This is a genomic window from Thermosediminibacter litoriperuensis (assembly GCF_008124715.1).
In the GTDB taxonomy this organism is placed as follows: Bacteria; Bacillota; Thermosediminibacteria; order Thermosediminibacterales; family Thermosediminibacteraceae; genus Thermosediminibacter; species Thermosediminibacter litoriperuensis.
The window spans coordinates 1-12782 of the sequence record NZ_VNHO01000042.1 but is presented as its reverse complement, the minus strand read 5'-3'; the positions used below and the strand labels follow the sequence as shown (position 1 = coordinate 12782).

18 protein-coding genes and 1 pseudogene are annotated in these 12782 nt (G+C 41.9%); 3 read left to right on the top strand and 16 right to left on the bottom strand.

The window, feature by feature from the left end; translation table 11 throughout:
• Positions 1 to 262, top strand: a 262-nt coding sequence (locus LZ11_RS13075) for a group II intron maturase-specific domain-containing protein (RefSeq protein WP_342782609.1), incomplete at its 5' end; no start/stop codon positions are given.
• A 69-nt stretch (positions 263 to 331) separates the two neighbouring features.
• Here the strand turns inward: LZ11_RS13075 and LZ11_RS11580 are convergent.
• Positions 332 to 754 carry a GNAT family N-acetyltransferase gene (locus tag LZ11_RS11580; RefSeq protein ID WP_425473437.1) on the bottom strand — a complete coding sequence of 141 codons (423 nt, stop codon included), beginning with the start codon at positions 752 to 754 and terminating at the stop codon, positions 332 to 334.
• A gap of 251 nt (positions 755 to 1005) precedes the next feature.
• Here LZ11_RS11580 and LZ11_RS11575 point away from each other — a divergent pair, with 251 nt between their 5' ends.
• Positions 1006 to 1539 carry a hypothetical protein gene (locus tag LZ11_RS11575; RefSeq protein WP_148868025.1) on the top strand — a complete coding sequence of 178 codons (534 nt, stop codon included), beginning with the start codon at positions 1006 to 1008 and terminating at the stop codon, positions 1537 to 1539.
• Between the two features lie 42 nt (positions 1540 to 1581).
• Here the strand turns inward: LZ11_RS11575 and LZ11_RS11570 are convergent, their stop codons facing one another.
• The 4 genes and pseudogenes from LZ11_RS11570 to LZ11_RS11560 form a co-directional block, all read right to left on the bottom strand.
• Positions 1582 to 2748 (bottom strand): DNA-methyltransferase, encoded by a 1167-nt coding sequence (locus LZ11_RS11570; RefSeq protein ID WP_187695084.1) that lies wholly within the window; start codon positions 2746 to 2748, stop codon positions 1582 to 1584.
• Between the two features lie 15 nt (positions 2749 to 2763).
• A complete protein-coding gene (locus LZ11_RS13200; protein WP_148868027.1) occupies positions 2764 to 2916 on the bottom strand; it encodes a transposase in 153 nt (50 codons plus the stop codon).
• A gap of 262 nt (positions 2917 to 3178) precedes the next feature.
• On the bottom strand, positions 3179 to 3331 hold the full coding sequence (locus LZ11_RS12815; RefSeq protein WP_170240377.1) for a hypothetical protein: 153 nt from the start codon (positions 3329 to 3331) through the stop codon (positions 3179 to 3181).
• Positions 3332 to 3363: 32 nt separating this feature from the next.
• Positions 3364 to 3951, bottom strand: a pseudogene (locus LZ11_RS11560) (MFS transporter); the annotation flags it as partial.
• 276 nt (positions 3952 to 4227) lie between these two features.
• Here LZ11_RS11560 and LZ11_RS11555 point away from each other — a divergent pair.
• Entirely contained in the window at positions 4228 to 4458 is a 231-nt protein-coding gene (locus tag LZ11_RS11555; RefSeq protein ID WP_222927260.1) for a cupin domain-containing protein, read from the top strand.
• Between the two features lie 52 nt (positions 4459 to 4510).
• On the opposite strand, the gene LZ11_RS11550 is transcribed toward LZ11_RS11555, so the two are convergent.
• From LZ11_RS11550 to LZ11_RS11500, 11 genes are all read right to left on the bottom strand, one after another.
• A complete protein-coding gene (locus LZ11_RS11550) occupies positions 4511 to 5587 on the bottom strand; it encodes a M24 family metallopeptidase (protein ID WP_148868023.1) in 1077 nt (358 codons plus the stop codon).
• A 70-nt stretch (positions 5588 to 5657) separates the two neighbouring features.
• The gene (locus LZ11_RS11545; RefSeq protein ID WP_148868022.1) at positions 5658 to 6527 is read right to left on the bottom strand and encodes a DUF4846 domain-containing protein; all 870 of its coding nucleotides are present in this window, start codon (positions 6525 to 6527) and stop codon (positions 5658 to 5660) included.
• Between the two features lie 123 nt (positions 6528 to 6650).
• Positions 6651 to 6875: a hypothetical protein gene (locus LZ11_RS11540; protein ID WP_222927259.1), complete on the bottom strand. Its 225-nt coding sequence runs from the start codon at positions 6873 to 6875 to the stop codon at positions 6651 to 6653.
• Positions 6876 to 6997: 122 nt separating this feature from the next.
• On the bottom strand, positions 6998 to 7891 hold the full coding sequence (locus LZ11_RS11535) for an ArsA family ATPase (protein ID WP_170240378.1): 894 nt from the start codon (positions 7889 to 7891) through the stop codon (positions 6998 to 7000).
• Positions 7884 to 8771, bottom strand: a complete 888-nt coding sequence (locus LZ11_RS11530; RefSeq protein ID WP_148868020.1) for an ArsA family ATPase — start codon at positions 8769 to 8771, stop codon at positions 7884 to 7886. The genes LZ11_RS11535 and LZ11_RS11530 overlap by 8 nt, the downstream gene beginning before the upstream one ends.
• Positions 8771 to 9091: an arsenite efflux transporter metallochaperone ArsD gene (arsD, locus tag LZ11_RS11525; protein ID WP_148868019.1), complete on the bottom strand. Its 321-nt coding sequence runs from the start codon at positions 9089 to 9091 to the stop codon at positions 8771 to 8773. The genes LZ11_RS11530 and arsD overlap by 1 nt, the downstream gene beginning before the upstream one ends.
• 113 nt (positions 9092 to 9204) lie before the next feature.
• Positions 9205 to 9543: an ArsR/SmtB family transcription factor gene (locus tag LZ11_RS11520; RefSeq protein WP_013275022.1), complete on the bottom strand. Its 339-nt coding sequence runs from the start codon at positions 9541 to 9543 to the stop codon at positions 9205 to 9207.
• Between the two features lie 148 nt (positions 9544 to 9691).
• Positions 9692 to 10189 carry a GNAT family N-acetyltransferase gene (locus tag LZ11_RS11515; protein WP_281282759.1) on the bottom strand — a complete coding sequence of 166 codons (498 nt, stop codon included), beginning with the start codon at positions 10187 to 10189 and terminating at the stop codon, positions 9692 to 9694.
• Between the two features lie 100 nt (positions 10190 to 10289).
• Positions 10290 to 10454, bottom strand: a complete 165-nt coding sequence (locus LZ11_RS11510) for a DUF1905 domain-containing protein (RefSeq protein ID WP_148868017.1) — start codon at positions 10452 to 10454, stop codon at positions 10290 to 10292.
• A gap of 28 nt (positions 10455 to 10482) precedes the next feature.
• Positions 10483 to 12060, bottom strand: coding sequence for an MBL fold metallo-hydrolase (locus LZ11_RS11505; protein WP_148868016.1), 1578 nt, complete (start codon positions 12058 to 12060; stop codon positions 10483 to 10485).
• Positions 12061 to 12507: 447 nt separating this feature from the next.
• Positions 12508 to 12782: IS30 family transposase (locus tag LZ11_RS11500; RefSeq protein WP_148868015.1), on the bottom strand; the 275-nt coding region annotated here is incomplete at its 5' end.

The window sequence follows — 12782 nt, the reverse complement described above, 5'->3', positions numbered from 1 at the left end:
ATTCAAGGACCTGGAAGGCTGGATGCGGAGGAGGCTGCGTATGTGCCTCTGGAAGCAGTGGAAGCGGGTACGGACAAGATACCGCGAGCTGCGTGCACTGGGGCTACCAGAGTGGGCAGTAAATGAACTCGCCAACGCTCGTAAAGGGCCGTGGCGGATGGCCCACGGGCCAATGAATAGAGCCCTGGGCAACGCCTACTGGCAAACCCAGGGCCTGCTGAGCTTAACCGAACGCTACCAAACTCTTCGTCAAGCTTGGTGAACCGCCGGATGCGGACCCGCATGTCCGGTGGTGTGAGAGGACGGGGGTTAGCCGCCCCCTCCTACTCTATCAGAGACTCTTTCTCATTAAAAAATTAATAAAAACCATTCCCTTAAATTCCTTATTCTGCTTTTTCACGCATTCAAAGCCGTGTTTTTCAAAGAAAGGTCTTGCGGTAATACTTGCTTCCGTTGTAATTTCGCTTACACCAAGATTAATCGCTTCTTTTTCGAAAACCTTCAAAAGACCTGAACCTATCCCCTTTCTCTGAAAATCCTTATGCGTGTAAAGGGTATTTAAATAACCCTTCGCCGTTAAATCCCCGAAGCCGACTATTTTATCATCAATTTCCGCTACATAACAAATGTTATTTTCGAAAAAACCGGACCATTTCTCAACCTCCGGCTCTTTCGGCGCCCATACATCAACCTGCTCCGGAGAATAATCCTTTATGTTAACATTATGCACTGTATCGTAAAGCAACTTCAGCATCTGCTCCAGGTCCGACTCCTTGTACCTCCTGATCCGCACCGCTGACTTCACCTCCTTCGGATACCACCAAAATCATAATACATCCCGAAGGGGAAAGCAAGCAATTCCATGCCGTTACTTGCAGCTATTATCATCAGCCGCCTAATGCATCCTTCGGATCATCCTGCAGGTATTTTTCACCGCCGCGTAGTATTTATACGAATAAAGAGCAATAACAAGGGAGATGACATTTTAAAAAGGTGGTGTTCAAAATGATAGACTGTAAAGTCACCGGTGAACAGATCAAATATGCAGAAGATTTGGTTAATCGCTGTAATTTTGGCCGTAGGGGGAGAGGAGATGGAAATCGGGAGCAACAGTTTGTTGGAGTATTGGGTCAGACTGTTGTAGCAGACTTATTAAATTTAGAAAGACCGAAAGGAGGTGAAGGATTCGACGGAGGGTATGATGTGAAAATAAACGATAAAAAAGTTGATATAAAAACTATGGGAAGAACTGTCCCTATGCAAGAACATTATGTACATAACTTTGTCGGTTATCAGGTCGGATATGATGTAGATTACTTAATCTTCTGTTCATTTAATAAAACCAATAATATATTAACGGTATGCGGATATATTTCTAAAAGTGACTTTTTAAAAAAGGCCGATTTTTATGAGGAAGGCGCTATTAGAACAAGGGATAATGGAACAAATTTCAAGACAAAAGCCCCCTTATATGAAATATGCCAAAAAGACCTGCATCCCATAAATCGTATAGAAGATATTTTTAACGGGATAAGGTAGAAGGGATATAAAACTAGTGAGGAAATACCCCTCCCTATTTTTTTATTGAGCATAATATTCATCGTCCTCTAAAGAATTTATTCTATCCTGTGCAACCTTACAATATTCTTCAGATATATCTATACCTATGTATCTTCTTTTGTTTTTCTTTGCAACAACTGTTGTTGTCCCGGCACCATTAAAAGGATCTAATATTACATCACCTTGGTAACTAAATAACTTTATAACTCTTCTCGCTAATTCTTCAGGAAACATAGCGGGATGACCGTATTCCTTCATACGCCTTTCAGGTGCAATAGACCATTTGGCGACAACCCAACTTTTAAATTCTTCAGGCGTTAAATCTATTTTATCTTTTGGCCCCGGTTTTCTTAAATCCCCTTTACAATATATTTCAATAAACTCCCACGTGTATTTAAGGTATGGGCTCGACGGACTCATCCAAGAACCCCATGATGTATATTTACAATTATAATTATTTTTTTCCCAAAGTATTTCTCCTTTCCAAATCATTTTATTCTTTATAAAAAAGTTACTGAACATATGATGAGTAGGTATATAATCTGAAAATAGCGGCTGAACATTTAAGACAAATCTGCCACCATATTTTAAAACTCTTATACATTCGCTAAAGATATTCTCGATCTTTCTAAAATAATTTTCCCAGTAATGACTGTCATCATCATCATTGTCATATTCCAAACCAAAATTATATGGTGGCGAAGTGAGAATTAAATCAATACAGTTATCCGGTAATTCTTTTAAAACTTGTTCACTATCGCCGCAAATTATTCTATCTAAAAATTCTTCAGGGCATTTATTGTTCTTGGTTGAAAAATTATGTCCTACGGTATAAAATTGTTTATTCCTTTTCTTTTCCTTCGCCTTTCTATCTAAAACTTTCCTTTCCTTATCGTAATCTACAAATACTCTTTTGCCTCCTTTAATGCCGTAACTACCTATACCTTTTATCTTTTTTAATATATTATAAAAAATGCTATCATTTGGAATATTTATAGACCTAATTAGACTTTCCAACTTCTCCAGGTCCAACTTATTTAAATGTACAATAAGTTTATCATGTAAATATTCAATATATATATCATCATTAGTGAACTGCTCATTAATTTTTTGTAATAAATTATATTCTTCAAGAGTCAATCCTTCATCTATATGAAATTCCATATCCTTATATTTTATATCGTTCATTACAATACCTTCCTCCTATGTACAATATTTTTCCCCCATCCAAACGCCTAAGACATCGTTCTTGCTCTCAACGCCGGTGCTTATGACTACATAAGCGGCTTTCTTTAGAACTTGCCCATTCTGGCGCACAGTACAGTTAATAGTACCGGTGAAGAGGAAGGCGTATATTTTCGTTTATCTCTACACCCCCCCTTAAACAATTAAAGATAGACAAAAAAATTTTTTTGTCTATCTTTAATATTTGATAATAATTATATCATATAATTATGCTACCCGCCTAGTCTGCTTTTCGTCCTCTTTGAAAATGTTGACTTCGCTACAATAATAGAAATATTAAAAACTGAAATAGGGCATCTTCCAGACTTTGAAGTTTTTGTTCTCCAAAATCAGATACTTCAGGATTCAATGCTTTGTACTGATCCCAGGTCTTTTAATATTTGCTTTCCAGCTTTCTTGAGGGTTCTACTTTATAATCTTCCTTGTAAAATACCATGCCGGCGGTTTCGCCGGGATTGCTGTAACCCCCGTAGTCCCTTACGGTTTCCGCCACCGCGCAAAGATTTTCCAGATTAATATTTTTCAATAATAGCGGGATTCCACTTGGCTTCTACCAGGTCAATACCGCCGTAAATTCATCGCCACATACTTACATATAATCAGCGATGCGGCCAGACCAAAGAGACCATAAACTGATGCAGTTCTTGATGACAGCGCTTTTGCAAGCATCCCGCTGAGGTATGCACCTACTACTTGTGCTATGACGGTTACTTTTTCCGATACAGGAGCACCAGTCTTTTGAGTTTCCGTATCCGTTGGTTCATAGCCGTCGGTTATCTTAAATACAATCCAATAACCGATCATCATCGTTAATGCCATTAATCCCGCTAACAATGTATATCCTAATACCGGATTATTGGTTACTTTACCGAGATATAATGCCAAAGGTGTACCGATATAGGAAAAGAATACGCCGGATAAAGCTGTCCAGGTGCCACGTCTTGAAGCCAAAAAGCTGCGCTCGTCAGGATTATTTGCCAGAACGGGAATTAAGGAAACGTTTGCGACCCATGCGATATTCCAAACTATATGGCTTAAAATAAATCCAGCACATACGATGAATGCAGCCACCGGTTCCGGTCCAATTTTTGTGAACTGGAACATATAAAGTATTACAACTATTGGTGGTGCTATTAGCATCCATGAACGATTTCTTCCCTATTTTAATGCTTTTGTACCGCTGATGATAGCGCCATAGAATGGAGATAAACACGCGTCGACGATATATTATTTTTATAATTTTTTGAATATAATGCAAAATAAACATGCATAATCCCGCAAACGCAATCAAGCTGGGAAATGAACCTGTTATGATATGCTTCTTGCCTAATTTAATCTATATTTGTATTTTTAGGTTGCATAGGGAATTCTGCAGAATATGTGCTTTTAAGCGGGGATTTCCCTCAAAGAACGCTGGAAGCAATGATCGTGTACATTCCACCGGAAGAAGGGCTGGGGAGCAAATTCAGCCACCCCGGAGAAGAATTCGTATATGTACTTGAAGGCACCGTTATCGTCGATATCGACGGTAACGAGTATCTGGTAAAGGCGGGAGAGTCGATACACTACCCGTCGACAATACCTCATTCATGGTATAATCCTCTAAAGCAGAAGGCAAAATTGCTGACTGTGCTAACCCCTATTATTTTTTGATTACAATATGAAACCCACATAAGCGACCCAGCGCTTATGTGGGTTTCGAGAGCTATTCAATAATGGTTAAATTTTTATCGTACCCGGTTAATACCTCGCATCCGTCTTCGGTTACTACCACCAGGTCCTCTATTCTCACTCCCAGGCTGCCCGGAATATATATGCCGGGTTCTATCGAAAATATCATACCCGGTTCAACCCTGCCGGTATTTGCCGATGAGACATCTCCGGGTTCATGAACCTCTATTCCTATAGAGTGTCCGGTTCTGTGAGTAAAATATTTGCCGTAACCGGCGGTTTCAATATAATCTCGCGCAGCAGCGTCAATATCGCAAAATCTTACGCCCGGCTTTACCGTGTCTATAGCTCTTTTGTTGGCTTCCAGCACTGTATTATATATTTTTATTGCCTCGTCAGAAACCTTCTTATAGAATACCGTTCTGGTTATGTCAGAGCAATAGGAACCTTTCACACACCCAATATCTATGATAACGCTGTCTCCTTCCTTGACTGTCGAGTTACCGGGTGTATGGTGGGGGTCTGCCGCGTTAGCGCCGTAGGCGATGATGGGATCGAACGAACAGCCCTCGGCACCTAACTCTTCGTAAATCTCTAGAAGAATTTGGCCCATTTTCTTTTCGGTATATTTTTGAGGTATCAGCTCGATTATTTTCCCCACAGCCATATCGTTGATTCTCGAGGATTCGCGCATCAGCTCGATTTCCCCAGGGTCCTTGCGCATTCTCACTCTATCGATGATTTTAGAACCGATTACGAATGTACAATTACCCTTTAATTCCATGAGCCTTAAGAGAAACCGGGCTGGCCAGTTTTTATCTACGCCTAAAGGTTTTCCCGCTTCAATATAACTCGATAACAGCTCCACAGCATCCTGGCTATCATTGAAAAAGATCTTTTCAACGCCCAGGTCTTCATGTAAGGGAAAGAGCTCATTGATAAACAGCCTGTGATCGCCGTTGATATTGAGGTACAGCGCCAGCATTCTCTCTCCGGGATGTATCCACTTCCCCGTGAGATAGAATATTGAGGCAGGGTCAGAGACTATAATCTGCGGGATGTTTTGCCTCTCCATCTCTTTCAAGACGACATTCAGTCTCTGCCGGTTCATGTCATTTCCCCCTTATCAAGCTATTTCAACTTTGTTTTTCAAAGCCTGCTCTTTCTCTACGGCTTTGCACCTATCCCTCTTCAAAACGTGCCAGCTGATCCCGGGTGAATTCCCACTCCGGAGTTCGGAGCCTTTCTCCGAAGTTGATGGTATACCATGGATTTCCCTCACCATTCGCCGGATTTTTGAGAATATGAATATCCTGGGCCGGCATGTAACCCTGGGCTAGAATAAAGATTTTTTCTCCCGTGGCTTTATTCTCCGCCACATCCAGCACTATTGCGCAGTGGCCGGGAGTCCCGCCTTCGATAAATACGTCCCCTATCTGCAGATCCTCCACCGGCACTTTTTTCAATTCTTTTGACAGCGAAAGCGTACCTGCGTACGCAAAGACCGTATCCAGGTATTTTCTAAAGCCGGCGTAATCGTTGGAGTACTCCACCCGCTTTACCCAGTAAACCTTATTCCCCTCGACTTTAATCCTGTACCCCTTCATCCATGTAGTATAATCGGCCCTGAAGCCGTTGGTGAAGTTGAAGTGGATCTTATCATATTCTCCTTTCCGGTAAAGGTACTCCGCCCTGAGCCTTATTACGGCATCGGCGCACTGCTGCAGGTCCCTGTCTCCTACGTCAATATCCAGGACGGCTTCGTGAACATCCCTGGGCTTCGTAACGCCGTTATAATACTTTACCTTCGAGCCGTGAGGCTTCAAGGGCAGGTTCCTCAAATATTCACCGAAGGAACCCTCGGGCACCGCAACCCTTTCAAAGCCTTCAGGAACCCTTATCCTCTCCTGAACGGTCCTTCCGCTTTCATTTATCAAATAGACCGTCTCATTTTTTGCCGGCGCATTAGAACCGTTCCGGGGATTTGAATTGGTATTGGCCGAACAGGCCGTTAAAAGCATTGCCATCAGGAGGATGATTATTTTTTTCATAAAGAGCCCCCGCTTTTTTACCAGCTTTATTCAAGGGTTTTACTTTAAACCATAATATCGGGCGACGTAGTAAAAAATCCCGGAGTATACCCGGAGTATGATAAAGGTTCAATTTAGAACACATCAAAGGTGTTTTTTTATCTCTTCATAAAACATTTCGTTGGATATCCCACCGTAAAACCTTAATCTCCCATTGACTGCTGTTAGCGGCATACCATAGCCTTTTTCCAGCATGGTTTTAACCGCATCGTATCCATCCAAGCTATCTTCCATTACATCTATAAACTTAATATCAACCTTGTCTTTTACATCACTATTTTGAATGAATTCTACAAACTCATCATACATTTCTCCCATTGTTTTTGCAGGGCTACAGCCCCCGCTGCTGCTGCACCCTCAGCCGCTTGCTGCAGCCATATCTCTTATTCCGAATATTTCCACTTTTACTTTTTCATTCATTTTGTATCCTCCTAGCTAAATAAAATTTTGGATATTTCCGTTAACATTTTTAAACCCTTAATTTCCTTTTCAAAAAGCGGTACCTGTAAAATTTCCGCTTCTTTAAACCTTTCTTTTATTTCTTCGATATACTTCATCTGCATATTTCTTCTATTTTTAAAGAAAGGCGTAATAGCCTGTTCTTCCGGTATTATCATATTGACTACAACAAGCTGGGTCTTTATCCCTATTGTCTCCAGCTCTTTTGAAGCTCTATAGGCTTCAATGATGGGTGTTTTTTCAGGATACATGACGAAACTAAAAGTAGTTGTTTCTTTATCTTTCATCATTTCTATGACTTTATCGAATCTTTCCTTTTGGGCCTTGTCGGCTTCACTTATTTCTGCAGTTAACCCAGCCTTCAACTGTATCTGTTTGCTCCAATCTAAAGGAAGTTCCAGGAGTCTTAATGTATGTCCGGTGGGTGCGGTATCAAATACAATCACATCAAAATTTTCTTCACAGGCATAATCGATAAACTTTTGAAAGGCTGCCATTTCCTCGGTGCAGGGTGAGTTGAGTTCTTCTTCCATGGCTTTTACCGTGTTTATGTCAAACTTTTTTCTGGCATCTTCTAATATCGCGTTTTTATATTCTTCGGTTGCTTTTCTTTGATCGATTTTTACAGCATATAGATTTTCTACCCCATCTATCTTTGTAATTTCATCCATAACCGGTTTATCCAGAACATTTCCTATATGAGCAGCAGGATCGGTAGTTATCAATAAGGTTTTAAAGCCTTTTTTAGAGGTTTGCACTGCAGTAATACAAGCAATCGAAGTTTTACCTACGCCGCCCTTTCCTGAAAAAAAGATATTTTTTCTCTTCCCGTTTTGAGGGTAGATAAGTTTTTCAATGTTACCCATGTATATCACTTCCTTCAAATAACCTCTCGGCAACCTTTCTGAACATCTCTATTCCTTTCAGTTCGGAATCAAAAAGCTCCATTGTCTGAATGGGGATGTTATTAAAAATATCCTTTGCTTTACTAAGATAAGTCTGCTGCATATCGTACCTGGATTTAAAGAAGGGATTGATTGCCTCTTCTCTTGGTATTAGCCCATTGACTATAATTTTGGTTGTAGTTATTCCGATTTCTTTTAGTTCATTTATAGACCTTATCGTTTCTTTCAGCGAAGTTTCCTCCGGCTGCATGACAAATATAAAATCCGTCTGCTCCGGGTCCCTTAATTTTGAGACGGCATCATCGTACTTCTTCTTACTCTCCTGTATCAAAGCTACAGGCCCCATACAGGTCTGACCGCTGCCTTTGGAGCTTTCTTCAATGTGCCTGCTCCAATCTACAGGTAGTTCCAGGAGTCTGATTGTATGTCCGGTTGGGGCTGTATCAAATATTATCATGTCGTAAGAATCTTCTTCCATAAAGTCAATAAATTTATCAAAGGCTGCCATTTCTTCCGTACAGGGGCCGCTCAATTGTTCTTCTGCAATTTTTAACATTTCCTCGTCAAAAAGCTCCCGCATAGGTGCAAGGCATCTTTCCTTGTATTCTTCCGTAGCTTTGTCAGGATCGATTTCCATAGCATACAGGTTCTCTATTCCATTAATTTTTGTTACCTTATGTCCGATTTCTTGTTCAAATACATCTGATAAGTTCGCAGCAGGATCGGTAGTTACGACTAATGTCTTTTTCCCCTGATCGGCATAATATATGGCGGTGGCGCAGGCCATTGATGTTTTACCTACACCACCTTTTCCCGAAAAGAAAATAAATTTAGTTCTCATTAAACTTGCCTCCCGCTTTCTTCTATTTTCTTTTCCATTTCTTCTAAAGAGGGATATTCGCCTACTTTTATAACTTCGCCATTGAAAGTTGTTATGGGTAATGCTTCTTTACCTTTATCCTGTATTAGCTTGTAGACGCTCTGATTTTCCTTAAATTTCAATGGCTGCTGTGTAATCATGTACCTTTGGATTTCAATACCCGGGTATTTCTTTTTCAAGAATTCAATGTTTTCATTTAGCTTAACCAGCTTTTCATCAACAGTTGGCCCGCAAAGCCCTGTAGGACAGCACATGGGTGGTTCATAAAATTCTATCTTCATGGCAATCCTCCTCTTTGTTATATTCAGCTTATACTATTTGCTTATCCTCATTTATAACATACCAGCGCCGCATCGAGGCCTCTTGCTTACAAAGCAGCATCATATTTTTACAGTTATGCACAGGTGATGCGGTTATTTTTATATTCTTTTAACCTTTGTAGATCCTTTAGAAATTGGCTGTTATTATCCATGTAATTATTGAGGTAATCAAAGAGCAGGGCATTATCCTTGACGAATGTCTCATTAATTTTGTAATAAACCCATTGGGACTTTTTTTCATACGTGATAATGCCGGCATTTTTTAATTTATTCAAATGCCTCGAAGCATTCGACTGGGTAATTTCCAATATTGCTTCAATTTCACATACACACAGCTCTCCCTTTCTCAAAAGATTTAGTATTCTTAACCTGTTTTCATCGGCCAATGCCTTTAAAATCACGACTAATACCAATATACCACCCGCCTATGTGAATTATATGATTATATTCGATTACACTCATATATTATATCTTTAATCCTATTATGTCAATGGCCTGTTTAAGAGAGATACTCCGAACAGGCCGTCAAAAGCATCGCCATCAGGAGGATGATTATTTTTTTCATAAAAAGCTCCCTAAATATTTTTCTCTTTTCAAAAGATACCAGACATTATCCGGATGGTCTTTTAATTGTTTACTACCCTGCAGGGAAAATTTATTTTTCTCCAAAAGCTTTATAGACTTTAGGTTTTGGCGATGAGTAAAAGCTTCTATTGCCTCTAAACCTAATGTAAAAAATCCGTATCTTAAAACCCCGGTCATTGCTTCCTGCATTATTCCCCGCCCTTGATATTCAGGCATTAATTCGTAACCAATTTCTTCCTTTTTCTCTTCAGGGGAAAAATTCCAAAGACAGATTGTTCCAATTACTTTGCTGTGATTTTTTAAGGTTATTCCCCATAATATCCATTCACCATTTAAAATACCTTCGGTCAATCTGATAATAAACTGCCTTGTTTCTTCAATAGTTTTTGGTTTTGTGTTTAAATACTTTAAAACCCGCTCATCGGATTTTAAAAGATATAGTTCCTGAAGGTCATCCAAGGTGACCTGCCGCAATTTTAAGCGCTCCGTTATTATTTCCGGAAAAGGCGAAAAATTAAATTTATGCAAATTATAACCTCCCGTTATTTCCCATCTTTTAATTTTTTGCCTAATGTCAGCCCATCCTCACAATCGAACCCCGATATTCCTTTCCGTCAAAATAAGCTTTAACTTTAACCCGCTTCGCACCAAAGACCGCCTCTACATCAAAAGGAGTTTCAATATATGCGCCATTAATACCCTCATGCTTTTTTATTTCGGCTTGGAACCTTTGTTTCATATCAATACTCCTTTTCTCTTCACGGAATTTACGTTTCGTCATATCTCCCGGTCTTTATAGTCTTTCCCCTTTCCGGCCAGACAACTTTACAAAGTCCCTCAAACCGCGAGAAAAATTCTCGGTCCTGTGTATGCACCGGGATGAGCACTTCCGGTTTTATGGTCTCCACCATCTCCTCTATCCCCGGGCCGTGGATGTGCCCGCTGGCGTGAAAGCCCGATTTTTCCCTGTCCCTGCCCAGGGTCCCGTAAAGTTCAAAGCCGAAGTAATCGATCCAGTTTTTTATGCGCTGGTGGTCGATCAGCATTTCTTCGTCGTAAGCCTCGCTGGAGGAGTATATGTAGGTCCCGCCTTCCGGCTGGATGTCAAGAAATGCGTGGAAATCGTAATAGGAAAAGCACAATATGTAGCTTCCGGCATCTTTTTTTATGTCTTCCGCTGATACCATCTTTGCAGGGTCGAACCGGTCGAGGAGGGCATCCTCCCATTTTTTTCTCTGGGCCTTGGGCCGCAGGTAAAGCATTATCCGTTCGTCCCGGTGGGGGTCGGGTACGCCGTCCTCCCCCGCCGCAGCAAGGGCTTCCAGCAGGTATATGTCCTTGGCTGTCAAGACCAAGTGGCGGCCGGTGTTTCTTGCTATGTCGAGGAACGAGAGCAGGCGTTCTATGTTGCGCGGGCCGAAGTCGGCCACCACAAGGCCCTTAGCTTTAGCCACCACGTCGAAACAGTTAGCGGCCACTTCCCCTTCCGTCACGGGCTTTTGCGTCCCCGGATGGGTACCTTCGCAAATGAAAACAAGAGGCTTTAGTTTTGCGGCTTCTTGGAAAAACCGCCGGGTAAGGCCGGCGTGTTTTCCGTGAAGCCTGAGGTCGCCGGTGTAGATAATCCAGCCGGCGGAAGTCTTTATACCGAAGGCTCCTGCTCCTGGGATGGAGTGGTCCACCGGCCAGAAACGGACGGTAAGGCCGGCTATCTCAGCTTCTCCGCCACAGGCTTCCAGGGCGCAGCATTCCAGGGTCCGGGAGTTATCGACGCTCTCCCAGAAACTACAGGCGCCATCGGGAATAGCCTCCATTCCCATTATACGATATCGGCGCTGCCTGAAGGGGGTTTTCCGGTAGTTCGAAGCCTGCAGCAGGCCGTCTTTGTATTCCCGGGGCGTTGTATAACATATTTCCTGCAGGCGGTTGCCCCCTCCCGTGTCCTGAAGGGCTTTGCATATAAGGGCGCTGGTCAGGCTGGTTATAATAGGCACGTCTTCCCGAATATATGGAAAGTGCCCACAGTGGTCGAAATGTGCGTGGGAAAGAAGCACCCCCTGGACTTCGGTTTCCCGATACAGCGGGTGGGAAGAGAATCTATCCCATACGCCCGGGTATTCTAGGTCGAGACGGTAAAGTCCCTTCAGCGGAGGCAGAATGCCGAGGCTGAGAAGGTCGTAAAAGCCGAAGGTGCTTCTTGGCCCGAGGAATTCGTCGAAGAACATGCCTTCGGCTTTGAAGTTGGTGCCGAAGTCCAGATAAAGCGACGTTTCGCCGTCTTCCAACAGTATCTTGTTGCCGCCGATGCAGCCGGCGCCGTCGTAGAAGGTGAGGGAAACGGTCATGGATATCACCACCTTTATTTACCTATTATATCTTTCAACGTAAAAGCACCAACACCCGGCATCACGCCTGTCCGGAAACAGTTTCGAAACAACCCTGCCGCGTGCAATATAGATCCCCCGCAACTGTTCAGCCATTTCTTCCGGACGGAACCAGCTCAATCTAAGCTTTATACTCTTCCCAGCCATTTAAATCTGAAATTATAATTTCACCCTGCCGCACACTATATCCTATGTAGAAGAAATTATTGCAATAAGTTTTAATATCACCGGAGGGCTTAAACCATTCATATATAGCCCAACGTTTATCAATTACAGCAAAGAAAAAAAGTATATGTTTATCTTCTGTCAAGCTAGAATTTACTTCATTATTATCGAAAGCCAGCTCGTAAAATGCAATATTAAATGCGACACATTTTTTGGAAACCCGAATGATGTTGGGTTTTTCAATCATGAAGGCTGAAGTTCGTAAGTTAGTCGCTCTATTTCCCGGAAAAAGAGTTCTGCTGGTTGCCGGTAGCCCAGGATTTTTCTGGGCAGAGTATTACACCAATATTGCACCCGTTCGATTTGTGAAAAAGATAATTCCTTGATAGCTGTTCCCTTAGGAATTAACCGCCTGATTAGGCCATTGTGCCGCTCATTGGTGGCCCGTTCCCAGGCAGAGTAGGGATGAGCATAATAAATATCAATTCTGTGGACATTCAAATTGGCAAACTCGCTAC

Bases quoted from the DNA above. Each gene is read 5' to 3' on its own strand.
- LZ11_RS11580 (WP_425473437.1), bottom strand. From the start codon at position 754: ATGCTGAAGTTGCTTTACGATACAGTGCATAATGTTAACATAAAGGAT.
- LZ11_RS11575 (WP_148868025.1), top strand. From the start codon at position 1,006: ATGATAGACTGTAAAGTCACCGGTGAACAGATCAAATATGCAGAAGAT.
- LZ11_RS11570 (WP_187695084.1), bottom strand. From the start codon at position 2,748: ATGAACGATATAAAATATAAGGATATGGAATTTCATATAGATGAAGGA.
- LZ11_RS11555 (WP_222927260.1), top strand. From the start codon at position 4,228: ATGATCGTGTACATTCCACCGGAAGAAGGGCTGGGGAGCAAATTCAGC.
- LZ11_RS11550 (WP_148868023.1), bottom strand. From the start codon at position 5,587: ATGAACCGGCAGAGACTGAATGTCGTCTTGAAAGAGATGGAGAGGCAA.
- LZ11_RS11545 (WP_148868022.1), bottom strand. From the start codon at position 6,527: ATGAAAAAAATAATCATCCTCCTGATGGCAATGCTTTTAACGGCCTGT.
- LZ11_RS11540 (WP_222927259.1), bottom strand. From the start codon at position 6,875: ATGTATGATGAGTTTGTAGAATTCATTCAAAATAGTGATGTAAAAGAC.
- LZ11_RS11535 (WP_170240378.1), bottom strand. From the start codon at position 7,891: ATGGGTAACATTGAAAAACTTATCTACCCTCAAAACGGGAAGAGAAAA.
- LZ11_RS11530 (WP_148868020.1), bottom strand. From the start codon at position 8,771: ATGAGAACTAAATTTATTTTCTTTTCGGGAAAAGGTGGTGTAGGTAAA.
- arsD (WP_148868019.1), bottom strand. From the start codon at position 9,091: ATGAAGATAGAATTTTATGAACCACCCATGTGCTGTCCTACAGGGCTT.
- LZ11_RS11510 (WP_148868017.1), bottom strand. From the start codon at position 10,454: ATGAAACAAAGGTTCCAAGCCGAAATAAAAAAGCATGAGGGTATTAAT.
- LZ11_RS11505 (WP_148868016.1), bottom strand. From the start codon at position 12,060: ATGACCGTTTCCCTCACCTTCTACGACGGCGCCGGCTGCATCGGCGGC.